General features: G+C 60.5%; 25 protein-coding genes and 1 pseudogene. 14 read left to right on the top strand and 12 right to left on the bottom strand.

Features of this window, described 5'->3' with window-relative positions:
* Positions 1-57: 57 nt before the first annotated feature.
* The 6 genes from HX869_RS27570 to HX869_RS27545 all read right to left on the bottom strand — a co-directional run bounded on the left by HX869_RS27570 (position 58) and on the right by HX869_RS27545 (position 6017).
* On the bottom strand, positions 58-1395 hold the full coding sequence (locus HX869_RS27570) for an imelysin family protein (RefSeq protein ID WP_003212990.1): 1338 nt from the start codon (positions 1393-1395) through the stop codon (positions 58-60).
* A gap of 162 nt (positions 1396-1557) precedes the next feature.
* On the bottom strand, positions 1558-3609 hold the full coding sequence (locus tag HX869_RS27565; RefSeq protein ID WP_003212994.1) for a bifunctional diguanylate cyclase/phosphodiesterase: 2052 nt from the start codon (positions 3607-3609) through the stop codon (positions 1558-1560).
* A gap of 270 nt (positions 3610-3879) precedes the next feature.
* Positions 3880-4077 (bottom strand): hypothetical protein, encoded by a 198-nt coding sequence (locus tag HX869_RS27560; RefSeq protein WP_003212995.1) that lies wholly within the window; start codon positions 4075-4077, stop codon positions 3880-3882.
* Between the two features lie 158 nt (positions 4078-4235).
* Entirely contained in the window at positions 4236-4832 is a 597-nt protein-coding gene (locus tag HX869_RS27555; RefSeq protein ID WP_003212997.1) for a superoxide dismutase, read from the bottom strand.
* Between the two features lie 175 nt (positions 4833-5007).
* Positions 5008-5610 (bottom strand): LysE/ArgO family amino acid transporter, encoded by a 603-nt coding sequence (locus tag HX869_RS27550; protein WP_003212999.1) that lies wholly within the window; start codon positions 5608-5610, stop codon positions 5008-5010.
* A gap of 5 nt (positions 5611-5615) precedes the next feature.
* Positions 5616-6017 carry an ACT domain-containing protein gene (locus HX869_RS27545; protein WP_003213000.1) on the bottom strand — a complete coding sequence of 134 codons (402 nt, stop codon included), beginning with the start codon at positions 6015-6017 and terminating at the stop codon, positions 5616-5618.
* Positions 6018-6115: 98 nt separating this feature from the next.
* Here HX869_RS27545 and HX869_RS27540 point away from each other — a divergent pair, with 98 nt between their 5' ends.
* From HX869_RS27540 to HX869_RS27495, 10 genes are all read left to right on the top strand, one after another.
* Entirely contained in the window at positions 6116-7009 is an 894-nt protein-coding gene (locus HX869_RS27540) for a LysR family transcriptional regulator ArgP (RefSeq protein WP_003213001.1), read from the top strand.
* Positions 7010-7061: 52 nt separating this feature from the next.
* Positions 7062-8060 carry an NAD(P)-dependent oxidoreductase gene (locus tag HX869_RS27535; RefSeq protein WP_178903953.1) on the top strand — a complete coding sequence of 333 codons (999 nt, stop codon included), beginning with the start codon at positions 7062-7064 and terminating at the stop codon, positions 8058-8060.
* Between the two features lie 118 nt (positions 8061-8178).
* On the top strand, positions 8179-9006 hold the full coding sequence (locus tag HX869_RS27530) for a hypothetical protein (RefSeq protein ID WP_003213005.1): 828 nt from the start codon (positions 8179-8181) through the stop codon (positions 9004-9006).
* Positions 9007-9162: 156 nt separating this feature from the next.
* Complete coding sequence (locus HX869_RS27525; RefSeq protein WP_003213007.1) at positions 9163-10422, top strand: AGE family epimerase/isomerase; 1260 nt, start codon at positions 9163-9165, stop codon at positions 10420-10422.
* A gap of 106 nt (positions 10423-10528) precedes the next feature.
* Complete coding sequence (locus tag HX869_RS27520; protein ID WP_177035217.1) at positions 10529-11815, top strand: ABC transporter substrate-binding protein; 1287 nt, start codon at positions 10529-10531, stop codon at positions 11813-11815.
* Positions 11816-11903: 88 nt separating this feature from the next.
* Positions 11904-12812, top strand: coding sequence for a carbohydrate ABC transporter permease (locus HX869_RS27515; protein WP_003213011.1), 909 nt, complete (start codon positions 11904-11906; stop codon positions 12810-12812).
* Complete coding sequence (locus tag HX869_RS27510) at positions 12805-13650, top strand: carbohydrate ABC transporter permease (protein ID WP_178903952.1); 846 nt, start codon at positions 12805-12807, stop codon at positions 13648-13650. Before HX869_RS27515 ends, HX869_RS27510 begins: the two co-directional genes overlap by 8 nt.
* A gap of 2 nt (positions 13651-13652) precedes the next feature.
* On the top strand, positions 13653-14813 hold the full coding sequence (locus HX869_RS27505; RefSeq protein ID WP_178903951.1) for an ABC transporter ATP-binding protein: 1161 nt from the start codon (positions 13653-13655) through the stop codon (positions 14811-14813).
* Between the two features lie 105 nt (positions 14814-14918).
* A complete protein-coding gene (locus HX869_RS27500; protein WP_003213016.1) occupies positions 14919-16265 on the top strand; it encodes a carbohydrate porin in 1347 nt (448 codons plus the stop codon).
* 178 nt (positions 16266-16443) lie between these two features.
* On the top strand, positions 16444-17289 hold the full coding sequence (locus HX869_RS27495) for a D-hexose-6-phosphate mutarotase (protein WP_003213018.1): 846 nt from the start codon (positions 16444-16446) through the stop codon (positions 17287-17289).
* A gap of 142 nt (positions 17290-17431) precedes the next feature.
* Here HX869_RS27495 and HX869_RS27490 read toward each other — a convergent pair whose 3' ends face one another.
* A complete protein-coding gene (locus tag HX869_RS27490) occupies positions 17432-18292 on the bottom strand; it encodes a MurR/RpiR family transcriptional regulator (protein ID WP_173406104.1) in 861 nt (286 codons plus the stop codon).
* Between the two features lie 218 nt (positions 18293-18510).
* Between HX869_RS27490 and zwf the strand changes: the two genes are divergently transcribed.
* Genes zwf through HX869_RS27475 form a run of 3 tightly spaced genes read left to right on the top strand, consistent with a single transcriptional unit; the run spans position 18511 to position 21360 of the window.
* Positions 18511-19977: a glucose-6-phosphate dehydrogenase gene (gene zwf / locus HX869_RS27485; protein ID WP_063027707.1), complete on the top strand. Its 1467-nt coding sequence runs from the start codon at positions 18511-18513 to the stop codon at positions 19975-19977.
* Positions 19964-20677 (top strand): 6-phosphogluconolactonase, encoded by a 714-nt coding sequence (gene pgl / locus HX869_RS27480; protein ID WP_178903950.1) that lies wholly within the window; start codon positions 19964-19966, stop codon positions 20675-20677. Before zwf ends, pgl begins: the two co-directional genes overlap by 14 nt.
* A gap of 17 nt (positions 20678-20694) precedes the next feature.
* Positions 20695-21360, top strand: coding sequence for a bifunctional 4-hydroxy-2-oxoglutarate aldolase/2-dehydro-3-deoxy-phosphogluconate aldolase (locus HX869_RS27475; protein ID WP_003213027.1), 666 nt, complete (start codon positions 20695-20697; stop codon positions 21358-21360).
* A gap of 99 nt (positions 21361-21459) precedes the next feature.
* Here the strand turns inward: HX869_RS27475 and HX869_RS31645 are convergent.
* The 3 genes and pseudogenes from HX869_RS31645 to HX869_RS27465 all read right to left on the bottom strand — a co-directional run.
* Positions 21460-21567, bottom strand: a pseudogene (locus HX869_RS31645) (outer membrane lipoprotein carrier protein LolA); the annotation flags it as partial.
* Positions 21558-22739, bottom strand: a complete 1182-nt coding sequence (locus HX869_RS27470; protein ID WP_178903949.1) for an aminotransferase class V-fold PLP-dependent enzyme — start codon at positions 22737-22739, stop codon at positions 21558-21560. The pseudogene HX869_RS31645 and the gene HX869_RS27470, both read right to left, overlap by 10 nt.
* A 12-nt stretch (positions 22740-22751) precedes the next feature.
* Positions 22752-22988 carry a DUF3820 family protein gene (locus tag HX869_RS27465; protein WP_003213031.1) on the bottom strand — a complete coding sequence of 79 codons (237 nt, stop codon included), beginning with the start codon at positions 22986-22988 and terminating at the stop codon, positions 22752-22754.
* 206 nt (positions 22989-23194) lie between these two features.
* Between HX869_RS27465 and HX869_RS27460 the strand changes: the two genes are divergently transcribed.
* Positions 23195-23662, top strand: coding sequence for a PA2169 family four-helix-bundle protein (locus HX869_RS27460; protein WP_003213033.1), 468 nt, complete (start codon positions 23195-23197; stop codon positions 23660-23662).
* Between the two features lie 55 nt (positions 23663-23717).
* Here HX869_RS27460 and HX869_RS27455 read toward each other — a convergent pair whose 3' ends face one another.
* Positions 23718-24188 carry a MaoC family dehydratase gene (locus HX869_RS27455; protein ID WP_003213034.1) on the bottom strand — a complete coding sequence of 157 codons (471 nt, stop codon included), beginning with the start codon at positions 24186-24188 and terminating at the stop codon, positions 23718-23720.
* 58 nt (positions 24189-24246) lie between these two features.
* The gene (locus HX869_RS27450; RefSeq protein WP_003213037.1) at positions 24247-25191 is read right to left on the bottom strand and encodes an alpha/beta hydrolase; all 945 of its coding nucleotides are present in this window, start codon (positions 25189-25191) and stop codon (positions 24247-24249) included.
* Between the last annotated feature and the right edge of the window lie 53 nt (positions 25192-25244).

Genomic DNA, 25244 nt, shown 5'->3' with positions numbered 1-25244 from the left:
TGGAGGGCAGGCACAAAAAAGGCGACCCGAAGGTCGCCTCATTCAACGCGGCACTGATCAGAACTCGTGATCAGCGTTATCCGGGTTCAAGTCACTGATGCCCAGCTTGCCAGCAGCCTGTTCGATCGAACCGGTCTGCTTCACCAATGCGGCGATGGCGTCACGTACGATCTGGTTGCCTTTGTCGTTACCGGCAGCAATCAACTGGTCGTAGTGTTCGCCGTTGTTGGCGTGGTCCACCATCACCTGGATCTTCGCTTCGGTGGAGGCCAGGTCAGCCTTCAACGCTTCATCGGCCGCCGGGTCGGCCTTGGCCACCAGGGAGGACAGGCTGGCGCCGGTCATCTTGGTACCGTCGGTGCGGGTGTACTCACCCAGGTAAACGTTACGAATACCCTTGGCGTCGTAGAAGTGCGAGTTGTGGGTGTTGTCGCTGAAGCAGTCCTGTTCGTCTTCCGGCGAGTTGGCTTCCAGGGAAACCTTCATGCGCTCACCGGCCAGCTCGCCCAGGGACAGGCTACCCATGCCGAACAGCATCTTGCGCAGGCCATCGGTCGCAGGTTCTGCTTCCAGCGTGGCGCGGTAGTTGTCTTCGACGTTGGGCTTCCAGTTGCCGACCATTTCTTCCAGGTCGCTGACCAACAGTTGAGTCACGGCGCGCAGGTAGGTGCGGCGGCGCTCGTTGTGGCCGCCAGTGGCGCCATCACCGGTCATGTAGTCCGACGCTGGACGGTTGCCGGCGCCCGGGCCGGTGCCGTTCAGGTCCTGGCCCCAGAGCAGGAATTCAATTGCGTGGTAGCCGGTGGCTACGTTGGCTTCGGAACCGCCCAGCTCATTCAGGCTGGCGAGTTTTTCCGGGGTGATGTCTTTGACATCGACCTTGTCTTCGCCGACCTGGATCTCGTTGTTGGCGATGATGTTGGCGGTGGCGCCAGGGTTGCCCAGGGCGTGTTCGTAGGTCTTGTCGACGTAGTCGATCAGGCCTTCGTCCAGGGGCCAGGCGTTCACCTGGCCTTCCCAGTCGTCAATGATGGTGTTGCCGAAGCGGAACACTTCACTCTGCAGGTACGGCACGCGCGAGGCGATCCAGGCGGTACGGGCCGCTTTCAGGGTGTCGTCGTTCGGGTTGGCAAGGAAAGTGTCGATCGCGGTTTGCAGGGTTTTCGCGGTGGACTCGGCATCGCTGTACACCGCGAACACCATGTCAGCGTAATGCGCGACCACGGCCTTGGCGGCGGCCTCGTCTACCTGGCCTGCCGGGGCAGCCGCCGGGGCGGTGGTGCTGGCGGCGGCCGGGGCTTGAGGCGCGGCGGCCTTGTCTTTGCCTTCACCGCAACCGGCGAGCGAAATGGCAATGGCGAGAAGGCTGGCGGTGGCCAGGGGCATACGAATCATGGCGAACATCCTGCTTCGGTTGTTGATGGGGCACGCGGGGGGCGCGCAAAACTGCGACATAATGCGAAAGATTTGCATTTTGTGTAAAGCGTTATAAGCAGGAAATATTTAGTATCGATTTGCCGGCCATCGGCGCGCGTGGCCCCGATGGCCGGCATCGCTTCAGAGGATGGCGGCGTTATTGCGCTGGGCCTGTTTCAAGTAGGCCACCAACTCCCGTGCCGGCAAGGGTTTGCTGTAGTGGTAGCCCTGACCCTCGTGGCAACCCTCGGAGATGATGTAGGCCTCCTGTTCGGCGGTCTCCACACCCTCGGCGATCACCTGCATGCCAAGGCTTTTGCCGAGCTGGATGATCGCCCGCACGATGGTCGCATCGTCGTCGTCATCCAGCAGGTCCTGGACGAAGCTCTTGTCGATCTTGATCTTGTCCAGCGGCAGGCTTTTCAGATAGCTCAGGGACGAATAGCCGGTGCCGAAGTCATCAATCGCAATCAGTGCCCCGGAGCGGCGCAGGCTCAGCAGGTGCTGGGCGGCGGTGCTGATGTCTTCCATCAGGCCGGTCTCGGTGACTTCCAGCTCCAGGCTACGCGGCGGCAAGCGGTAGATTTGCAGCAGGTTGTTGACCACCCGTGGCAGCTCGGCGTGGTGCAACTGCACGGTCGACAGGTTGACCGCCATGCGCAGCTCGGTGAAGCCCAGGTCATGCCATTCCCGCAGTTGCCGGCAGGCCTGGTCCAGTACCCATTCGCCGATGGCAATGATGGTGCCGTTCTGTTCGGCCAGGGGGATAAACAGGTCGGGCGGCACCAGGCCGTGCTCCGGGTGCTGCCAGCGGATCAACGCTTCGACACCCACCACACGGTGGTCGAGATAGCTGATCTGCGGCTGGTACACCAGGTGAAACTGCTCGCGGCTCAAGGCGTCGCGCAGATCCTTTTCCAGCTCGCGGCGGCGGCGCATTTCGCTGTCGACGCTGGCGATATAGAACTGGTAGCGGTTGCGCGAGCGGCTCTTGGCCAGGGTCATGGTCTGTTCGGCTTTTTGCAGCAGCTTCTCGGTGCTGTCGCCGTCTTCCGGGAACAGGGTGATGCCGATGGTGGCACGCAGGCGGATCTGCTCATGATCGAGGGCGAATTCGGCTTCCAGGTCGTCGAGGATGCTTTGTGCCAATTCGGCGGCTTCGTAGGGCTGCTCGATATCGGCCTGCACCAGGGCGAACTGGTCGCCGCCGAGGCGGGCGAGGGCGCCGAGGCGGCCGCTGTGGGCGCGCAGGCGGTCGGCCAGGGCCAGCAGCAACTGGTCGCCGGCCTGGTAGGTGAACTGCTCGTTGACGCTTTTGAAGTCATCCAGCCCCACGCACAACACCGCGACCCGACGTTGCCGGCGGCCGGCGTCGATCAGGATCTTGTCCAGTTGCTCCTGCAGTTTCTGGCGGTTCGGCAGGCCGGTCAGGAAGTCGTACTGGGCCATGCGCAGCAGGCTGTTTTCCGCCTCATGGCGCAAGTGCGTATTGCGCTCGATGGATTCGAGCAACTGGTTGGCGGTGTTGATCCAGAGCCCCAGCTCGTTTTTCTCGTGGCCCTTGAGCTGCGGGATCTTGTGCTCGCTGGGGCGGTCGGGGTTGATCGAACTCAGGTGCTCGATGATACGCGAGAGCGGCTTGGTCAGCAGCCAGTGATAGACCAGGTACAACACCAGCCCCATGGCCAGCGCCCGCAGCACCCCGGAGATGAAAATGATCACCGAACTGACGAGAAACCCTTTGCCATAGGTGGCGGTGTCGAGGGTGATGCTGAGGTCACCGTAGTACTCGCTGTAAGGCCCGCGCCCCACCAGCGGTGTGGTGAACGTGCGTTCCTGGCCCAGGATCAGGTCGGTCAGCCAGCGGCTCGGGGATTGTTGCAGGTCGCGGGTTTTTTCCGCGAGCATGGTTTCGTTGGGGTGGCCGATGGAGGCCATGCGCACGGCATCATCCTGGAACAGGCCTTCGATGACCTGCATGCCCATCTCCCGGTCCAGGCTGTAGACGGCCTGGGTGGACGGGTCGCGAAACATGTCGAGGATGCGCTGGGCATCACCGGCCACGGCCTGGCGCGTCTTGTACGCATCAAAGACGATCTGCGCCGCGCTCAGTACCACGCCCACGGCCAATGCCGAAAGCAGTACCACCCGTAGCAACTTCACCGACAAGCTGTTTTTGAGTTCCAGCTTCAAAGGGTTATTCCTTGTTCCATGCGGGTAGCCTCAATATGCCATGAGTATTGGCAATCCCGTGAGGGCAGTCAAAGGGACATTGCGGCCAGGGCAGGTTTTGCAGTTTAGATGAGCGCGTCCGGGGGTAAGACGTTGGGAGGGGGAATGGAAAGGCAGGCCTGGCATGGAGTGAAGTCGGCGGATCGTACGTGCCGACTTCTTGTACTGTCTTTTCAGGACGAGCGCGGGTTTTTCAGGCCAGCGAAACAAACCGTCGAGCGTCAGCGCCCATCAGGTAAACGAAATTTTCGGCGGTTGTGGCTGGTCTTGCGCCTGAGGGTCGATTTGCCCCAAGGCCTGTCGAGCTATGTCCACGGTCTTATCAAGGATGCCCAGGCTTTTGTCCAGGACGTCCAGGCCCTTATCTGTCACGTTATCGAACACGTTAAGTGCTTGAGGGGCCATGCCGATCAAAGATGCTAGATCCATATCAAGTTCTCCTGCAGTCAATCAGAGGGACATTCCTCTTACATGCTGCGTGGCGAAATCCTTTTGATGAGTTCCAGCGTTTTCCTGGCATTTTTCCATTTGTAATCGCCCACAAAAAAGCCCGGCAATCGCCGGGCTCTTTCTACTGCAAGCGGTACTTAAGCGGTGAAGGTCTTGCCTTCGAACTGCTCAGCCACGAACTTCCAGTTGACCAGGTTCCAGAACGCTTCCACATACTTTGGACGCACGTTGCGGTAGTCGATGTAGTAAGCGTGTTCCCAGACGTCGCAGGTCAGCAGCGGGGTGTCGCCGCTGGTCAGCGGGTTGCCGGCGCCGATGGTGCTGGCCAGGGCCAGGGAACCGTCAGCCTTTTTCACCAGCCAGCCCCAACCGGAACCGAAGGTGCCGACGGAAGTCTTGGTGAACTCTTCCTTGAACTTGTCGAACGAACCGAAGGCAGCGTTGATCGCCTCAGCCAGTGCGCCGGTAGGTTGGCCGCCAGCGTTTGGCGCCAGGCAGTTCCAGTAGAAAGTGTGGTTCCAGACCTGAGCGGCGTTGTTGAAGATGCCGCCCGAAGAAGACTTGACGATTTCTTCCAGGGTCTTGCCTTCGAACTCGGTGCCAGGCACCAGGTTGTTCAGGTTCACGACATAGGTGTTGTGGTGCTTGTCGTGGTGGTATTCCAAGGTTTCCTTGGAAATGTGCGGCTGCAGGGCATCGTGTGCGTAGGGCAGCGGCGGCAATTCGAAAGCCATGATGATTCTCCTAATCAGGTCAGTTGCGGTGAGCGCAAGGCCGATCACGGGCGGCCAAACAAGCGCCGGGGAGTTTGTACTCTTTGCGGCGCAGGGGCTGGATCATAGCACCGGGGGTGCGGCAAAACCACGCAACAACTGTGTGGGATAGAGGTTCCAGAGCGTTTTGGAATATCTACGCTGCGCTGATTAATTGATAGGCCACGCTGAACATCATGGCGGCTACCAGCAGGTCCAGAATCCGCCAGGTGGCGGGGCGCGCCAGCCACGGTGCCAGCCATGCGGCGCCCAGGGCCAGGGTCATGAACCACAGGAATGAAGCGCTGGCGGCCCCGGCCACGTAGGCGCCCGGTTCGGTTTGCTGGGCGCCGAGGGAGCCGATCAACAAGACGGTGTCCAGGTACACGTGGGGGTTGAGCAACGTCACTGCCAAGGCGCTGAGCATCACCGCCTTCAACGAGCGTACCTTGAGGTTCTCGCCCTCGCCCAGGCTCTGCTTCGAGCAGGCCCGGCGCAGGGCGAGGGTACCGTACCAAAGCAGGAACGCCGCGCCACCCCAGCGGGCAATCGCCAGCAATACCGGGTTATGCGCCAGCACGGTGGCCAGGCCGAATACGCCGGCGGCCACCAGGATCGCGTCGCACACCACGCACAGTGCCGCCACCGGCAGGTGATGTTCGCGCCGCAGGCTCTGCGCCAGCACAAACGCGTTCTGGGTGCCGATCGCCATGATCAAACCAAAGGCCACCAACAGGCCGTTCATATAGCTTTGCCACATAGGATTTACTCCGCGCCCGCCGCCAATTGCCGCAACACCGTCATGGCGCGCTCGGCATCGGCGCGGCCGACAAACAGGTGATCGTGGTAGTAGCCGGCAATCACGTTGCAACTGATCCCGGCCTGGCCCAGGGCCGTGGCGAACGCGGCGGTCAGGCCGACCGCTTCCAGGGCCGAATGGACGTTGAGGGTGATCCACGCAGCCACATAGTCGAAGGCCAGTCCGGCGCGCTCGGCCTGCTGGCGCTCGACGATCAACGTCAGGCCTTCCTGCTCGCGGAAGCTGCCGATCACCTCGCAACCTTCGGGGATTCGGCTGTCGGCCAGGGTGCAGAACACGTAGTCGCCGTCATTGAGCTGTGGGCTCATGCTGCGCAGCAGGGTTGCCAGGGCGGTTTCGCCAGCCATGTGGAGGTCCTTGAATAAGAAGAAGCGATGCTGGCTATTCTCCCGTCCAAGGCTGTATAAGAAAAACCAATATTGCTGATCGCTCATTAGGAAAACTGATGTTCGACTATAAATTGCTTTCCGCCCTGGCGGCGGTGGTGGAACAGGCCGGCTTCGAGCGCGGCGCGCAGGTATTGGGAATTTCCCAATCGGCGATCTCCCAGCGCATCAAGCTGTTGGAGGCGCGGATCGGCCAGCCGGTGCTGGTACGTGCCACGCCGCCGACGCCCACCGAGATCGGCCGCCGCCTGCTCAACCACGTGCAACAGGTACGATTGCTGGAGCGCGACCTGCAAAGCCAGGTGCCCGCGCTGGATGAAGAGGGCATGCCCGAGCGCCTGCGCATCGCCTTGAATGCCGACAGCCTGGCCACGTGGTGGGCCGAGGCGGTGAGCGACTTCTGCGCCGAGCAGCATTTGCTGTTGGACCTGGTGGTAGAAGACCAGACCGTCGGCCTCAAGCGCATGCGCGCCGGCGAAGTGGCAGCCTGTATTTGCGCCAGCGAACGCCCGGTGGCCGGTGCCCGCAGCCTGTTGCTCGGCGCGATGCGGTATCGGGCGCTGGCCAGCCCGGCGTTTGTCGCCCGGCACTTTCCCGAGGGCGTGCGGGCCGATCAACTGGCCCGCACGCCGGCGCTGGTGTTCGGCCCGGATGATTTCCTGCAGCATCGCTACCTGGCGTCCCTGGGCGTCGACGGTGGTTTCGAACACCATCTATGCCCCTCGTCCGAAGGTTTTATTCGCCTGACGGAAGCCGGATTGGGCTGGGGCCTGGTGCCCGAACTGCAGGTGCGCGACCAGCTGGAAAAGGGCGTGTTGGTGGAGTTATTGCCAGATAAGCCGATCGATGTGCCGCTGTACTGGCATCATTGGCGCAGTGGTGGACAATTGCTGGGCCTGCTGACGGATCATCTGGCACACACAACGGGGCAATGGTTGGTGCCGTTGGCGTGATGGCCAGCGTCAAGGCAACAGCGATGAAAAACGAAAGAATGCGGAGTAAGTCATGAAAATTCTGGTCACCGGCGCAAGCGGCTTCATTGGCGGGCGCTTTGCGCGTTTCGCCCTGGAGCAGGGCCTGGACGTGCGGGTCAACGGGCGGCGGGCCGAAGGTGTGGAGCACCTGGTACGGCGCGGCGCCGAGTTTATCCAGGGTGATTTGAATGATCCGGACCTGGTGCGCGAGCTGTGCCGCGACGTCGAGGCCGTGGTGCATTGCGCCGGGGCCGTGGGGCTGTGGGGGCGTTATCAGGACTTCCACCAGGGCAATGTGCTGGTTACCGAAAACGTGGTGGAGGCCTGCCTCAAGCAGCGGGTCGGGCGCCTGGTGCACCTGTCTTCGCCGTCGATCTACTTCGACGGCCGTGACCACCTGGGCTTGACCGAAGAACAAGTGCCCAAGCGTTTCAAGCATCCGTATGCAGCCACCAAATACCTGGCGGAGCAAAAGGTGTTTGGCGCCCAGGAGTTTGGCCTCGAAGTGCTGGCCCTGCGCCCGCGCTTTGTCACGGGGGCCGGCGACATGAGCATCTTCCCGCGCCTGTTGAAGATGCAGCGCAAGAACCGCCTGGCGATTGTCGGCGATGGCCTGAACAAGGTCGATTTCACCAGCGTGCACAACCTCAATGAAGCCCTGCTCAGCAGTTTGCTGGCGACGGGCTCGGCGTTGGGCAAGGTCTACAACATCAGCAACGGTGCCCCGGTGCCGGTGTGGGATGTGGTGAACTACGTGATGCGACAGATGGACATGCCTCAGGTCACCCGTTATCGGTCCTACGGCTTGTCTTACAGCGTTGCGGCGCTCAATGAAGCTTTCTGTGCCATCTGGCCAGGGCGCCCGGAACCGTCTTTGTCACGGCTGGGCATGCAGGTGATGAACAAAGATTTCACCCTCGACATCACCCGCGCACGGCATTATCTCGACTACCAGCCCAAGGTCAGCCTGTGGGCGGCCCTCGACGAGTTCTGTAGCTGGTGGAAGGCCCAGGACGTGGGACTTAAATAACCGGCAACACACCGGGAACCGAATTTGCGAACCCGGGTCGATCAGTGCGGCAGGTCGGGGGTTTATACTCCGACGCCTGGCTATCCATATGCCACCTCAAAGGATTTAAGGTTGATTCATGCGTAACGATGCTAACGACGACTTCGACAACGTTCCCAGCCTGCGGGCCGACACCTCGGACGACGATGATTTCGAGCCCACGCCGGCTACCTCCGTGCGCTCCCGGCCTGCGCCGGTTGTCAAGGTCAAGAGCGCCAGTACCGGGCCGCTGTGGGCATTGGTCGGTGCGCTGCTGTTCGCCTTCGCCGGCCTTGCCTGGTGGAGCTTCCAGCAGATTTCCCTGATGGGCCAGCAACTGGTGGCGACCCAGGAAAGCTTCGCGCGCATCAGCGAGGAAGCGGCGGGGCGCCTGCAGGATATTTCCGGCAAGGTGGTGGCCAGCGAAGCCAATGTGAATAATGGCAGCGAGGCCCTGAAACTGCAGATCAAGCAGCTGGAGACCCAGTTGCTGGAGCAGGGCAAGCAGCAGATGGGCGTGGCCGGCCAGGCAACTGACCTGGACAAGCGCCTGGAGCAGATGACCGCCAGCACGACCCAGCTGTCCAGTGCCAACGCGCAATTGCAGGGCCAGGTCCAGGCGCTGACGGAGGCGGTGGCTACCCTCAAGTCCCGGGACGCCGAGTTCAAGGACCTCTCCGCCGACGTCGCAGCCCTGAAAAAACAGGGCAACCCCACGGCCGCCATCGCCCGCCTGGAGCAGGACCTTGTGGTCCTCAAGAGCGAACTGGACAACCGCGCCGCGGCTTCGGACGGTCCGTCCACCAAGGAGTTCGACGTGTTCCGCATCCAGACCACGCGTAACGTCACTGCCTTGCAAAGCCAGGTGCAGAACCTGCAGCAGCAGATCAACCAGCCGGCCCGGATCACCCCTCTCGGGCAGCAGTGATGTGAGGTGCTGCAGGCGTCACTACACATGACGCCTGCAGGCCCTGGCACAATCAATGTCACCAATCGGTGACATTTCCCGTCTCCTTCGTTACTTGCCCTCGCGCCGCCCTTGTTTAGACTCCCGTCATCCCGCACATAATAAAAAGGGCTAATCATGACCACGCAACCACTGCCTGCCAGTAGTTGGCTGAACGCACCTGCCCATCACGCCTGGCTTGCCACTGAAGGCCAGCGCCTGCTGTCATTCGCCAAGGCTTCCAGGCTGCCTGACGGCTTCGGCAACCTCGACGATCACGGTGTTTTGCCGCCCGATGCCGTCGCTGAAACCATGAACACCGCCCGTATGACCCACAGCTTTGCCATGGCTCATGGCCTGGGCCTGCCAGGTTATGCCGACCTGGTGGAACACGGCGTCGTGGCCCTCAGCGGCCCGCTGCGCGATGCCCGGCACGGCGGTTGGTTCGCCACGCCCGACGCCCGCGACGGCAACACCGGCAAGGCCGCCTACCTGCACGCTTTTGTCGCCCTGGCCGCCAGCTCCGCAGTAGTGGCCGGCGCGCCCGGCGCGCAAACCTTGCTCAACGACGCGATCCACATCATCGACCAGTACTTCTGGAACGAAGAGGAGGGCGCGATGCTCGAGTCCTTCGCCCAGGACTGGAGCGGGGTAGAAGCCTATCGCGGCGCCAACAGCAACATGCACGCCACCGAAGCCTTCCTGGCCCTGGCCGATGTCACCGGTGAAACCCGCTGGCTGGACCGGGCACTGCGCATCGTCGAGCGGATTATTCATACCCATGCGGCGCAAAACCGGGACATGGTGATCGAGCATTTCGACAGCCATTGGCAACCCCTGCGTGGTTACAACGAAGACAACCCGGCCGATGGTTTTCGTCCCTACGGCATCACCCCCGGCCACGGCTTCGAATGGGCGCGACTGGTGTTGCACCTTGAGGCTGCGCGCCTGGATGCCGGGCTCGTCACCCCTGAGTGGCTAGTGACCGACGCCAAGGGCCTGTTCGCCAGCGCCTGTGAATACGCCTGGGCCGTCGACGGCGCTCCCGGCATTGTCTACACCCTCGACTGGAGCCAGCGCCCCGTGGTGCGCGAGCGCCTGCACTGGACCCATTGCGAAGCCAGTGCCGCTGCCCAGGCGCTGCTCAAACGCACGGGGGAGCTGCATTACGAAACCTGGTACCGGCGCTTCTGGGAGTTCTGTGAAACCCGTTTCATTGACCGCACCCACGGCAGTTGGCACCACGAACTGAGCCCGAAAAACCAGCCCAGCGCGAAAATCTGGGGTGGCAAACCGGACCTCTACCACGCCTGGCAGTCTGTCTTGCTGCCGGGGCTACCCTTGTCACCGAGCATGGCCAGTGCCGTGGCCACCGGGCGCTATGTCACCAAGTGGTGACATTTTGGCGTCCCTTTGTTACCTGCACCTGAAAAATCCCTGTTTAAACTCGTTTGCAGCGCAAGCACCGACTTGCATGCATAACAACAAGAAAAAAGGTACTCAGATGAAAGCGATCAGTCGCCTCGCCGTAGCTATTTCCGTTGCCTCGTTGTTTCCCCTCAGTGCTTTTGCCGCCGACTCGAAAGGGACGGTTGAAGTTGTGCATTGGTGGACCTCGGGTGGCGAGAAAGCGGCAGTAGATGTCCTGAAGGCCCAAGTTGAAAAAGACGGTTTCACCTGGAAAGACGGTGCCGTCGCCGGCGGTGGCGGTTCCACTGCCATGACCGTACTGAAAAGCCGCGCCGTTGCTGGCAACCCGCCAGGCATGGCCCAGATCAAAGGCCCCGACATCCAGGAATGGGCGTCCACCGGGCTGCTCGACACCGACGTCCTGAAGGAACCCGCCAAAGAAGAGAAGTGGGACAGCCTGCTGGACAAGAAAGTCTCCGATACCGTGAAGTACGAAGGTGATTACGTGGCCGTGCCGGTGAACATTCACCGCGTGAACTGGCTGTGGATCAACCCGGAAGTGTTCAAGAAAGCCGGTATCGAAAAACCGCCTACCACCCTCGAAGAATTCTACGCCGCTGGCGACAAGCTGAAAAAAGCCGGCTTCATTGCGCTCGCCCACGGCGGCCAGCCTTGGCAGGACAGCACCGTCTTCGAAGCGGTCGTGCTCTCGGTCATGGGGGCTGACGGTTACAAGAAAGCCCTGGTGGACCTCGACGAAAAAGCCCTGACCGGCCCTGAAATGATCAAGTCCCTGACCGAGCTGAAGAAAGTCGCGACCTACATGGACGCCGACGGCAAAGGCCAGGACTGGAACCTGGAAGCCGCCAAGGTCATCAATGGCAAGGCCGGCATGCAGATCATGGGTGACTGGGCCAAGAGTGAATGGACCGCCGCCAAGAAAGTCGCCGGCAAAGACTACGAGTGCGTAGCCTTCCCGGGCACCGACAAGGCCTTCACCTACAACATCGACTCCCTCGCAGCCTTCAAGCAGAAAGACAAAGGCACTGCTGCCGGTCAGCAGGACATCGCCAAGGTCGTGCTAAGCGAAAACTTCCAGAAAGTCTTCAGCATCAACAAGGGCTCGATCCCGGTTCGTATCGACATGTTGCAAGACATGGGCAAATACGGCTTCGACTCCTGCGCCCAGACTGCTGCCAAGGACTTCCTGGCGGATGCCAAGACTGGCGGCCTGCAACCAAGCATGGCCCACAACATGGCAACCACGCTGGCGGTACAAGGCGCGTTCTTTGATGTCGTGACCAACTACATCAATGACCCGAAAGCTGACCCTGCCGATACCGCGAAGAAACTCGCGGCAGCGATCAAGTCGGCCAAGTAACGGTTAGTACCGAATGGCCTTGTGGGGGGACCCCTAACCCCCACAAGGCATGTTCCTGTAGTCCTTTTTCCCTGTACTGGATTTTCCCATGAGTTCTGTTGCTGTGTTCAGCAAAGCCTCGCCGTTCGATGCACTGCAGCGCTGGCTACCCAAACTGGTGCTGGCGCCGAGCATGTTCATCGTTCTGGTGGGCTTCTATGGCTACATCCTGTGGACGTTCGTGCTGTCGTTCACTAACTCGACTTTCCTGCCGACCTACAAGTTCGTAGGCCTGGCGCAATACGTGCGCTTGTTCGACAACGACCGCTGGTGGGTCGCGAGCAAGAACCTCGCGGTATTCGGTGGCATGTTCATCGGCATCACCCTGGTGATCGGCGTGACCCTGGCGATTTTCCTCGACCAGAAAATCCGTCGCGAAGGTTTTATCCGCACCATTTACCTGTACCCGATGGCGCTCTCGATGATCGTCACCGGTACCGCCTGGAAATGGCTGCTCAACCCAGGCATGGGCCTGGACAAACTGCTGCGTGACTGGGGCTGGGAAGGCTTTCGCCTGGACTGGCTGATCGACCCGGACCGTGTGGTGTATTGCCTGGTGATCGCTGCTGTGTGGCAAGCCTCGGGCTTCATCATGGCGATGTTCCTCGCCGGCCTGCGCGGTGTTGATCAATCGATCATCCGTGCGGCGCAGATCGACGGCGCGAGCATGCCGCGCATCTACTGGAAAGTGGTGCTGCCAAGCCTGCGCCCGGTGTTCTTCAGTGCGGTAATGATCCTGGCGCATATCGCGATCAAGAGCTTCGACCTGGTGGCTGCAATGACGGCGGGTGGTCCGGGTTACTCCTCCGACCTGCCGGCGATGTTCATGTACTCCTTCACCTTCAGCCGCGGCCAGATGGGCATGGGTTCGGCCAGTGCGATTCTGATGCTCGGTGCGATTCTCGCGATCATCGTGCCTTACCTGTACTCCGAGCTGAGGACCAAGCGCAATGACTAGTCTTGCTGGCAAACCTGCCATCAGCCTGAGCCGCGTCGCGATCTACGCGGTGCTGATTCTCGCTGTCCTGCTGTACCTGGTGCCGTTGGTGGTCATGTTGCTCACCAGCTTCAAGACCCCGGAAGACATCAGCACCGGCAACCTGCTGAGCTGGCCCACCGTGGTCACCGGCATCGGCTGGGTGAAAGCCTGGGCCACGGTTGACGGCTACTTCTGGAACTCGATCAAGATCACCGTTCCGGCGGTACTGATCTCCACCGCCATCGGTGCGTTGAACGGCTACGTGCTGTCGATGTGGCGCTTCCGTGGTTCGCAGTTGTTCTTCGGCCTGTTGCTGTTCGGCTGCTTCCTGCCGTTCCAGACCGTGCTGCTGCCAGCTTCGTTCACCCTCGGCAAGATGGGCCTGGCCAGTACCACCACGGGCCTGGTGTTCGTGCACATCGTCTACGGACTGGCGTTTACTACACTGTTCTTCCGTAACTACTACGTCAGCATTCCCGATGCACTGGTGAAGGCGGCTCGCCTGGATGGCGCGGGGTTCTTCACGATCTTCCGCCTGATCATCCTGCCGATGTCGACACCCATCATCATGGTGTGCCTGATCTGGCAGTTCACGCAGATCTGGAACGACTTCCTGTTCGGCGTGGTGTTCTCCAGCGGTGATTCGCAGCCCATCACGGTGGCGCTGAACAACCTGGTCAACACCAGTACCGGGGTCAAGGAATATAACGTTGATATGGCGGCGGCGATGATCGCCGGGCTGCCGACCCTGCTGGTCTATGTGGTCGCAGGCAAGTATTTCGTGCGCGGCCTGACGGCCGGCGCGGTCAAGGGGTAATCATGGCAACGCTCGAACTTCGTAACGTAAACAAGACCTACGGTACCGGCCTGCCGGACACCCTGAAGAACATCGAACTGTCGATCAAGGAAGGTGAGTTCCTGATCCTGGTCGGCCCTTCGGGTTGCGGCAAATCGACCTTGATGAATTGCATTGCCGGCCTGGAAAACATCACCGGTGGCGCGATCATGATCGGCGACCAGGACGTCAGCGGCATGAGCCCCAAGGATCGTGACATCGCCATGGTGTTCCAGTCCTACGCGCTGTACCCGACCATGAGCGTGCGCGAGAACATCGAATTCGGCCTGAAGATTCGCAAGATGCCCCAGGCGGCGATTGATGAAGAAGTGGCGCGAGTGGCCAAGCTGCTGCAGATCGAGCACCTGCTCAATCGCAAGCCGGGCCAACTCTCCGGTGGCCAGCAACAACGTGTGGCCATGGGCCGTGCACTGGCGCGTCGCCCGAAGATCTACCTGTTCGACGAACCGCTGTCCAACCTCGACGCCAAGCTGCGGGTCGAGATGCGTACCGAAATGAAACTGATGCACCAGCGTCTGAAAACCACCACCGTCTACGTCACCCACGATCAGATCGAAGCGATGACCCTGGGCGACAAAGTGGCGGTCATGAAGGACGGCATCATCCAGCAGTTCGGCACGCCGAAAGAGATCTACAACGACCCGGCCAACCTGTTCGTGGCGAGCTTCATCGGTTCGCCGCCGATGAACTTCATTCCACTGCGCCTGCAACGCAAGGACGGCCGCCTGGTGGCGCTGCTGGACAGCGGCCAGGCCCGCTGTGAATTGCCATTGAACGTGAACGATGCCGGTCTTGAAGACCGCGAAGTGATCCTGGGCCTGCGCCCGGAGCAGATCGTGCTGGCCGCCGCCGAAGCCACCGGCGCGCCGACCATTCGGGCCGAGGTGCAAGTCACCGAGCCGACCGGTCCGGACACCCTGGTGTTCGTGCAAATCAATGACACCAAGGTCTGCTGCCGCCTGGCGCCCGATGTGGCGCCGCAAGTGGGCGAGACCCTGACCTTGCAGTTCGACCCGGCCAAAGTGTTGCTGTTCGACGCCAAGACCGGCGAGCGCCTGGGCACTGCCGCTTCGTTGCCTGCCCAGGACCGTGCCGACAACGTCGCTCAATTCAAGGGACGCTGAAGTTTCAAATGATGTGTAGGGGCTTTTGTGAGAGTCCTGCTCTCACAAAGAAGTAAACCGCGTTAGATAAAAACAGTTAATAACAATAAAGACGAGGATGTAGGGATGAAAAAGCACCACAACAACACCCGGCTGATCTGCCAACTGTCAGCAGCAGCCGCCCTGGTACTGTCCGCCAATGCGATGGCGGACGACGCGTTCAGCGCCGATTCCAAGTGGATGACCGGCGATTGGGGCGGCGAGCGTACCAAGCTGATCGAGCAAGGTATCGACATCAAGGCGGATTACGTCGGTGAAGTCGGTGGCAACCTCAGCGGTGGCTACAACAACGACAAGACTGCCCGTTACGCTGACCAGTTCGGTCTGGGCGTGGCACTGGACCTGCAAAAGCTGTGGGGCTGGGATAACACCCAGGCCAAGATCCAGTTGACCAATCGTAATGGCGCAAACATTTCCAACGACCGTATTGGTGACCCGCGTGCCGGCACCTTGAGCTCGTCTCAGGAAGTCGACGGCCGAGGCCACATGGTGCGTCTGACCCAGTTCTGGATTCAGCACCAGATGTTCGACAACAAGCTGGACGTGAAACTCGGTTACTTCGGTGAAGGCGAAGACTTCAACACCTTCCCGTGCGACTTCCAGAACCTGTCGTTCTGTGGCTCGCAGGTCGGTAACTATGTAAACACCTGGTACAACTGGCCCGTCAGCCAGGCGGCTATCCGCGTGAAGTACAACATCACGCCTGAGCTGTATGCGCAAATCGGTGCGTACAACCAGAACCCGTCGCAACTGGAGCACGGCAACGGCTTCAAGCTCAGCGGCAGCGGCACCAAGGGCACCGTATTGCCGGTTGAATTGGTCTGGTCGCCGAAGGTCAATGGCCTGCCGGGCGAATACCGTGTGGGTTACTACAAGAGCACCGCCGACGCTACCGACGTACGTGAAGACGTCAACGGTAACGATGCTGGCACCACGGGCGCAGCTTTCCGCGTTCGCAGCAGCAAAAGCGGTTACTGGGGCGTTCTGCAACAGCAACTCACCACCCACAATGGCGATGCTTCCCGCGGCTTGAACATTGCGGCCAACGTCACCTTCCACGACAAAGACACCAACCTGGTCGACAACTACCAGTCGCTGATGCTTGTGTATAAAGGTCCATTCGACGCACGTACAAAAGATGACGTGGGTATCGGTGTATCCCGTATCCATGCCAACAGTGACGTGAAGAAAAATGCTGAGTTGCTCAACGCGGCCGGCGGTTTCACGGATTACGACCAATCGGGTTACGCACCGCTGCGCAACACCGAATACAACGTCGAACTCAACTACGGCATCCACGTCACCAACTGGCTGACCGTGCGTCCCAACCTGCAATACATCGCCAACCCAGGTGGTGTTAAGCAAGTCGACAACGCGGTGGTAGCGGGCCTGAAAATTCAGTCTACGTTCTAACGTTGTTGCGATAAGCTCCTTCTCTCTGTGCGCATTTTGCGGATAGCCATGGCTATCCGCTTTTTTTTGTGTGGGAGCTGGCTTGCCTGCGATGCGCGCCCCGCGGTGTATCTGCCACACCGAGGCGATGCCATCGCAGGCAAGCCAGCGCCTGCAAAGATATTCAGGACCGTGGCACATGCATGAGCATCCGCTGCAACGCTTTTTCAAATCCCTGCGCGAGCGGCCGGTATTCGCCTGGGAACGCTTCCAGATGCGCGATGTGCTGGTGATTGATCACCCGCTCTGCCAGGCGGTGTTCAGTCGCCAGGGCGCGCAATTGCTGCACTTTCAGCCCACGGGCCAGAAGCCCTGGCTGTGGTGCGCTGCCAAGTGGCCGCAGGTCGGCGCCATTCGTGGCGGCGTGCCGGTGTGTTGGCCGTGGTATGGCCGCCATCCCAGCGAAAACGCCTGGCCGTCCCATGGTTGGGCACGGCTGATCGACTGGAAATTGCTGGACAGCAGCACCGACGACGACGGCGTGCGTTTGCACTGGCAATTGCAGCTATGCGACTGGCAAGTGGACCTGCATGCACACCTAGGGGAAACTCTGGAGCTGCGCCTGGCCACCGAGCACCAGGACGAGCTGCCGTGCCAATTGAGCCATGCTTTGCACGCTTATTGGCGGATTGGCAACGTTGGTGAGATAGCGCTGTCTGGGCTCGATGGCGCGCAGGGCTACGACCAGCTGAATCGCCAGGCGTGCCAGCAGGAAGGTGAGTTGCGTGTCGATGGTGGGTGTCAGCGGGTGTTCCAGCACGACGGCGAACTGCACCTCAAGGACCATGCCTGGCAGCGCGAATTGTGCATCGACACCGGCGAGAGTGCCGACACGGTGGTGTGGCACCCGGGGAGTCGACCATTGCTGGGGGTGAGCTTCAACGAGGCTGCGGGGTTTGTGTGTGTGGAGTCGGCGATGGCTGCTGCGAGCCTGGCGCCGGGGGAGAGGGCGCATTTGAGCTTGCAGGCGCGGGCGGGGGCTTGATCCGGATGTTCCGGTGTTGCTGATGCCGCTTTCGCGAGCAAGCCCGCTCCCACATTAGACCGAGTTCCACTTTTGGAATGCAGTCGAATGTGGGAGCGGGCTTGCTCGCGAAGAGGCCGGCACATTCACAGTAGATTCGGGCCTAGTTGAATTCATCCCCAACCGGATACCGGCTGTCGTTCAAGCTCTCTTTGATCTTGCGCAAGTGCGGCTGGAAATCCACTCCGCGACGCAAGGTCATGCCCGTCGCCAGTACATCCAGCACCGTCAACTGAATGATCCGCGAGGTCATCGGCATGTAGATGTCGGTGTCTTCCGGCAACGGAATGTTCAGGCTCACCGTACTGGCCTTGGCCAGCGGCGAATTTTCGGCGGTCACGCCCAGCACCGAGGCGCCGTTTTCCCGCGCAATACGTGCTACTTCCACCAGTTCACGGGTACGCCCGGTGTAGGAAATGATCACGAACAACTCCCCGGTGTGGGCCACCGAGGCGATCATCCGCTGCATCAGCACATCGGCGTGGGCCGTGACCGACAGGTTGAAACGGAAAAACTTGTGCAGCGCGTCCATGGCCACCGGCGCCGAAGCACCCAGGCCGAAGAAGTGGATCTGCCGAGCCTGGATCAGCAGGTCGACGGCCTTGCTGATCAGGTTCGGGTCCAGGGCCTGGCAGGCGCTGTCGAGGGACGCGATGGCACTGCCGAAGATCTTCTGGGTGTAGGCCTCCGGGTTATCATCGGCCTCCACCGCGCGGCTGACATACGCCGCGCCGCTGGCCAGGCTTTGCGCCAGCTGCAATTTAAGTTCAGGGTAACCACTCACGCCGAACGAGCGGCAGAAGCGGTTCACTGTAGGTTCGCTGACCGAAGCGGCCTGGGCGAGGGCGGCGATAGAGAAGCGGGTCGCCTGCTGCGGGTTGAGCAGGATGACCTCGGCGACTTTACGTTCAGCCTTGTTCAGTTCTTCGAGGCGTTTCTGGATCTGTTCCAGTAGATTTCGCACGCGGTCCATTCATGTTTCCTTAGGGCGACGATGCAAATAAGGGTCGTCAACCAATCGACGAGCGGCCCTTTGCGGTGGCCTATCCTACTGAGGGTAGTTGAACACCACCACTCGGAATACGTTTTTCGGGAAAATGTTGTGGTTATTACTACATTTTTCCTTGAGTGATGCCTTAAAAAAAGGTATTTGTAGCTTAACTTGATAAAAGAACAAACATCATGCCTTCGATAACCGTAGAACCCTGCACCTTTGCCCTGTTTGGCGCCTTGGGTGATCTGGCGCTGCGCAAGTTATTTCCTGCCCTCTATCAACTCGATGGTGCGGGCCTGCTGCACGAAGACACGCGCATCCTGGCCCTGGCCCGTGAGGCCGGTTCCGAGCAACAGCACCTGGCCCACATCGAAAAAGAATTGCGCAGCTACGTTGGCAAGGAACTGGACGAAACCGTCGCCCAACGTTTCCTGGCACGCCTGACGTACCTGCATGTCGACTTCCTGAAGGCCGACGACTACGTCGCCCTGGCAGAGAACGCCGGCACTGAACAACGCCTGATTGCCTACTTCGCCACCCCGGCGGCGGTGTACGGCGCGATCTGCGAGAACCTGTCCAAGGTCGGCCTGGCGGAAAATACCCGCGTGGTCCTGGAAAAACCCATCGGCTCGGACCTGGATTCCTCGCGCAAGGTCAATGACGCCGTGGCGCAGTTCTTCCCGGAAAACCGCACCTACCGCATCGACCACTACCTGGGCAAAGAGACCGTCCAGAACCTGATCGCCCTGCGTTTTGCCAACAGCCTGTTTGAAACCCAGTGGAACCAGAACTACATCTCCCACGTGGAAATCACCGTGGCCGAGCAAGTAGGCATCGAAGGTCGCTGGGGCTATTTCGACAAGGCCGGGCAACTGCGGGACATGATCCAGAACCACCTGCTGCAGCTGCTGTGCCTGATCGCCATGGACCCGCCCGCCGACCTGTCTGCCGACAGTATTCGGGACGAGAAGGTCAAGGTGCTCAAGGCCCTGGCGCCCATCAGCCCGGACGGCCTGACCACCCAGGTGGTGCGTGGCCAATACATCGCCGGCTACAGCGCCGGCAAGCCGGTACCGGGTTACCTGGAAGAAGAGAACTCCAACACCCAGAGCGACACCGAGACCTTCGTCGCCCTGCGTGCCGATATCCGTAACTGGCGTTGGGCCGGGGTGCCGTTCTACCTGCGTACCGGCAAGCGCATGCCGCAAAAACTGTCGCAGATCGTCATCCACTTCAAGGAACCGTCCCACTACATCTTCGCCCCCGAGCAGCGCTTGCAGATCAGCAACAAACTGATCATCCGCCTGCAACCGGACGAAGGGATTTCCTTGCGCGTGATGACCAAGGAGCAGGGCCTGGACAAGGGCATGCAACTGCGCAGCGGCCCGCTGCAACTGAATTTTTCCGACACCTATCGCAGCGCACGGATTCCCGATGCCTACGAGCGGCTGTTGCTGGAAGTCATGCGTGGCAACCAGAACCTGTTTGTGCGCAAAGATGAAATCGAAGCTGCGTGGAAGTGGTGTGACCAGTTGATCGCCGGGTGGAAAAAATCCGGTGATGCGCCCAAGCCGTACGCGGCGGGGTCCTGGGGGCCAATGAGCTCGATTGCACTGATCACGCGGGACGGGAGGTCTTGGTATGGCGATATCTGATTTGAAACTGCCTCAGGGCGTGACTGCCCATGAGTACCGCAACCCGGTGCTGCTGGCGGATGGCTTGGCCAATGACGTGGCCGAACAACTGCGCGCGGCCATCAGTGCCCGTGGCGAGGCGACCCTGGTGGTGTCCGGCGGCCGCAGCCCGGTGGCGTTCTTCCAGAACCTCGCCAAGCAAGGCCTGGACTGGTCCAAGGTGACCATCACCCTGGCCGACGAGCGCTGGGTGCCGGTGGAACATGCCGACAGCAATGCCGGCCTGTTGAAGAAGTATTTGCTGCAAGGCCCGGCGGCCAAGGCCAAGTTCCTGAGCCTGTACAGCGTCGCCGCCACCCTTGACGACGCTGCCGAGCAGGCCGATCGCCTGCTGGCCGAGTTGCCGGCGATTGATGTGCTGGTACTGGGCATGGGCGACGACGGCCACACCGCGTCGCTGTTCCCCAACAGCCCGAACCTGGCTGAAGCGTTGAAGCCGGACGCCAGCCGTCGTTGCTGGCCGATGCTGGCGCCGACCGTGCCGCACCAGCGCCTGACCATGAGTCGCGCGCTGCTGGCCACCGCCCACTACACCGTGCTGTCGATTTCAGGCAGCTCGAAATTGACCACCTTGAGCGCCGCGCTGGCCAGTGACGACGTTGCTGCCATGCCGATACGCGCGTTTTTGCAACCTACTCTAGAGATTTACTGGTGCCCATGAGCCAAGGATCAGCCGCGATGAACAGCCCTCAACCTACCGTTTCCATGGCGGACAAAGTTGCCTTGATCGACAGCCTCTGCGCCAAGGCGCGGATCCTGCCGGTGATCACCATTGCCCGCGAACAGGACATCCTGCCGCTGGCCGATGCCCTGGCAGCCGGTGGTTTGACCGCACTGGAAGTGACCCTGCGTTCGCAGTTCGGCCTCAAGGCCATCCAGGTACTGCGTGAGCAGCGTCCGGAGCTGTGCACCGGTGCCGGTACCGTGCTGGATCGTCATATGCTGGAAGCGGCCGAAGTGGCCGGTTCGCAATTTATCGTCACTCCCGGGATTACCCGTGACCTGCTGGAAGCATCGGTACACAGCTCGATTCCGCTGTTGCCGGGCATCAGCAATGCCTCCGGGATCATGGAAGGTTATGGCCTGGGTTATCGCCGTTTCAAGCTGTTCCCGGCTGAAGTCAGCGGTGGCGTGGCGGCGATCAAGGCCCTGGGCGGCCCGTTTGGCGAAGTGAAATTCTGCCCGACTGGCGGGGTTGGCCCGGCCAACATCAAGAGCTACATGGCGTTGAAAAATGTGATGTGCGTGGGCGGTAGCTGGATGCTTGATCCGGAGTGGGTCAAGAACGGCGACTGGGCACGCATCCAGGAAACCACCGCCGAGGCGCTGGCCCTGCTGGACTGATTGGATTTACCGAATCGTTGTTGCTGTGTTCTACGGCATTTTTGCGGTGCACTTGGTCGGTGTACCGCTTTTTTTTGCCTGCGGAAAATGGCCCACTCCCACTGTAGGAGCGAGCTTGCTCGCGAAAAAACCGAGAGCACCGCTGGGTGTCAGGTTTCCCGTGTCATCGTTAACGACCTTCGCGAGCAAGCTCGCTCCTACAGTGATATCGCGCTCAGTTCGGTGATGGCTTTGATCAGCGCATGAATGTCCGCCGCTGACGTCAAAAAGCCTGGTGTCACCCGAATACAACTGCCGAACGACGCGCCGCTGCGGGTTGTGGTGAAGAGGTTGTATTCCTTGAGCAGTCGGTCCGCCATCACCTGCTGATCCGGCTTGTCAGTGAACTTGAACGACGTGATCGCGCAATACAGCCGTGGGTCGTCCGGCGTCAGCACTTCAATCCCCGGCAACTGCCGCACCTCACTCACCCACAAATCCCGCAGGTAATTAAGGCGGGCCCCCTTGGCCTTCGACCCGCCCAATGCCCGATGCTCTTCGAACACCAGCGGCAAGGTCATCAGCGCCGGGAAATTCGGCGTGCTGTACGGCGTGCGGGCACGTACATCGGTCACCGGATAGTGAAACTCACCCATGTCCGGATCAATGTCCGCCAAGCGTTGTGGGTCGATGTAAATAAAGCCCAGGGTCAACGGCGCACCGATCCACTTGTGCAGGTTGAAACCGGCAAACGCGATACCCAACTGCGCCAGGTTGAACTCGATCTGCCCCAGCGCATGGGCGCCATCGAGGATCACATCAATTCCATGTTCCCTGGCAGCGCCGGCAATCGCCTCCACCGGCATCACCAGCCCGGTGCGGTGAGTGACGTAGGTCAGTGCCAGCAGTTTCAGGCGGGGATAGCGCAGGAACGCATCGCGATACGTCTGCACCAGGCTGTCGAAACTGGCCGGGTGTTCGTGGGCAATCTCGATCACTTCTACGCCGCGATTCTGCGCCAGCCAGCGCATGGCGCCCTTGACGGTGTCGTACTCCAGGTCGCTGATCAGCACCTGGTCGCCGGGCTGCAAGCGGTTGTAGTTGCGGATCAGCGACTGCAACGCATCCGAGGCGCAGCGGGTGAGGGCGATGGCTTCAGGATCGGCGTCCATCAACTGCGCCAACTGGTTACGGATCTCGACGTTTTCGCCCTGCTCGAAACGCTGGCGCACATGGATCGAGTTGCTGCGGTTGATGAAGGCGACGTTGTCCTGATACTGCTCAAGTACCGCGCGGCTCATGCGCCCGAAGTAACCGTTTTCGAGGTTGATCGGGCCGGGCTCCAGGTCGTAGCGCTGGGCGATGGCGTGCCAGTGTGGTTCGTCGCGGGTACTGTCCATGTGCGTGCTCTATTAATGACGAGGGGCAGGCTTGCCGTGTTTGGCGCGTAGGGGTTCCAGCAGTTCGGATAAACCGTTGTGGTCGATTTCCTGCATCAGGGCCAGCAACCCGCCCAGTTCGCCGTGGGGGAAACCTTCACGGGCGAACCAGTTCAGGTAGGGGCCGGGCAGGTCGGCAATGATCCGGCCCTTGTACTTGCCGAAGGGCATTTCGCGGGTGATCAGCAGTTCAAGTTTTTCAGGGTTCATTGCGGCTTCAGGTGTTTGAGTCGGTGGTTTGGAAAATACAGGCATTCTGCATGGAGGCCAAATGACAGATCATGCAAATAAAGCGGATACAGATTTTTGTGTATTGGCTAACTTATTGAAATTTAAGTAATAAATTGTTTTTCAAAAGCTGGCACGGGCGCTGCAATTACTAATACACGTTTCTTAACCCGCGAAGGAATTGAAAAATGACTGATATCAACAAAGAATCGATCTCCGTACTCAACGACCTGATCGAGACCAGCAAAGACGGCCAGGAAGGCTTCAAGACCTGCGCAGAAGACATCAAGCACCCAGAACTCAAAGCCCTGTTTGCCAAACGTTCCGTTGATTGCGGTACCGCCGCTGCCGAACTGCAGACCGCAGTAAGAGCACTGGGTGGCGATCCGGAAGATTCCGGCAGCGTCGCCGGTGCCTTGCACCGTGGTTGGGTCGACGTGAAGTCGATGGTGACCGGTAAAGACGAAGAAGCCGTGCTGAACGAAGCCGAGCGCGGTGAAGACCACGCACTGAAGGCTTACAAAGAAGCGATCGAGAAGATCAACAAGCACAACCTGCTGGGCATTCGTGACCTGGTAGAGCGTCAGTTCCACGGCGCGCAACGCAACCACGACCAGGTGAAAGCCCTGCGTAACCAGGCTCGCGCTCAGTCTTGAGCCCCGCCTGAATAAAAAAGCCCCGCAGATGCGGGGCTTTTTCATGGGCGTTCGTTCAACCGATGCTGATGGCCGGCAGTTCGGTCAGGGTCACGGTCTGCTGCTTGCGTGGCGCGAGGATCTCGGCTTCGCCGTCTACCACCAGTTCATCGCGCTGGTTGAATACGCGGGTGGCGATGCGCACGCGGAATTTCGGCAGCTTCTCGAGGATTTCCAGACGCACGGTCAGGGTGTCGCCGATTTTGACCGGCTTCTGGAAGGTCATTTGCTGGCCGATGTATATCGTGCCGGGCCCAGGCAACTCGCACGCAACCGCCGCGCTGATCAGGGCGCCGCTGAACATGCCGTGGGCAATGCGCTCCTTGAACATGGTCGCCTTGGCGAATTCGGCGTCCAGATGTACCGGGTTGTGGTCGCCGGACATTGCCGCGAACAACTGGATATCGCGCTCTTCGACGGTCTTGCTGTAGCTGGCGGTCTGGCCGACTTCGAGGGCTTCGTAAGGCGTGTTGGTAACCTGGGTCATCAGTTGGTGCATCCTGTGGCTAATCAGAAATCTTAATATATTGATTTTAAACGAAAAATCATTCGCAGCGAGTAGGGCGGCGCAGCACTGCTGCCTGGGCCAGCCACGTCAGCACGTCGGCTGTGACCGCATCACGGTTGGTTTCGTTGAATAATTCGTGGCGCGCCTGTGGGTAAATGCTCAGCTCCAGGTGCTGGCAGCCGGCTTCACGCAACGCATTGGCCAGACTTTTGAGACGCTTGCCTTCACTGACCGGATCACATTCACCGCCCATTATCAGGATGGGCAGCCCCGGGTCTATCTGAGCGAGATTGGACGCTTTGCTGATTTGCTGCAAGCCGCCCAGCAGGTCGATCCACAGCTGGTTGGTGCAACGGAAGCCGCAAAGCGGGTCGCTGACGTACTTGTCGACCTCGGCCGGGTCACGGCTGAGCCAGTCGAAAGCGGTGCGATTGGGTTTGAACGCCTTGTTGAACGATCCAAATGACAGGAAATCAATCAGCGCACTGCGCCCGCGCAACCCCTGGCGCAGGCGTTCGACATGGGCAATCACCTTGGCCGCGCCGTACAGCGCCACCGGCTGGAAATTCGAGCCGCTGAGAATCGCCCCGTTAAGGCTCGCGCTGTGGTGCAGCAGGTACGCCTGGGCAATGTAGCTGCCCATGCTGTGGCCCAGCAGGATGATCGGCACCCCCGGCGCTTGCTGGCCGATATGCTGGTTGAGGCTCGCCAGGTCGCCCACCACCTTGTTCCAGCCGTCTTTCTCGGCGAACAGCCCCAGGGTGCCCTCGTCGGCGGTACGCCCGTGGCCGCGCTGGTCGGGGGCGTACAGGCCGTAGCCGGCATCGCACAACGCCTGGGCCAGGCGGGCATAGCGGCCACTGTGCTCGGCCATGCCGTGGGCCAGCATGATCAGCGCCTTGGGCGGCCCGTCCGGCAGCCACTGGTTGACGTACACCCGACTGCGGTCATTCGCGGTCAGCCAGAAAGTGGTGTGGTTCATGGCGCTTCCTTTGCTCAGGGTCGTTGCAGTGTATAGCTCATTCACCGCAGGCC

Origin of the sequence: Pseudomonas sp. P7779 (assembly GCF_013386315.1) — a bacterium.
Classification (GTDB): Bacteria; Pseudomonadota; Gammaproteobacteria; order Pseudomonadales; family Pseudomonadaceae; genus Aquipseudomonas.
Note: the sequence above shows the minus strand (reverse complement) of the source record. Positions and strands in the feature narration are given on the sequence as shown.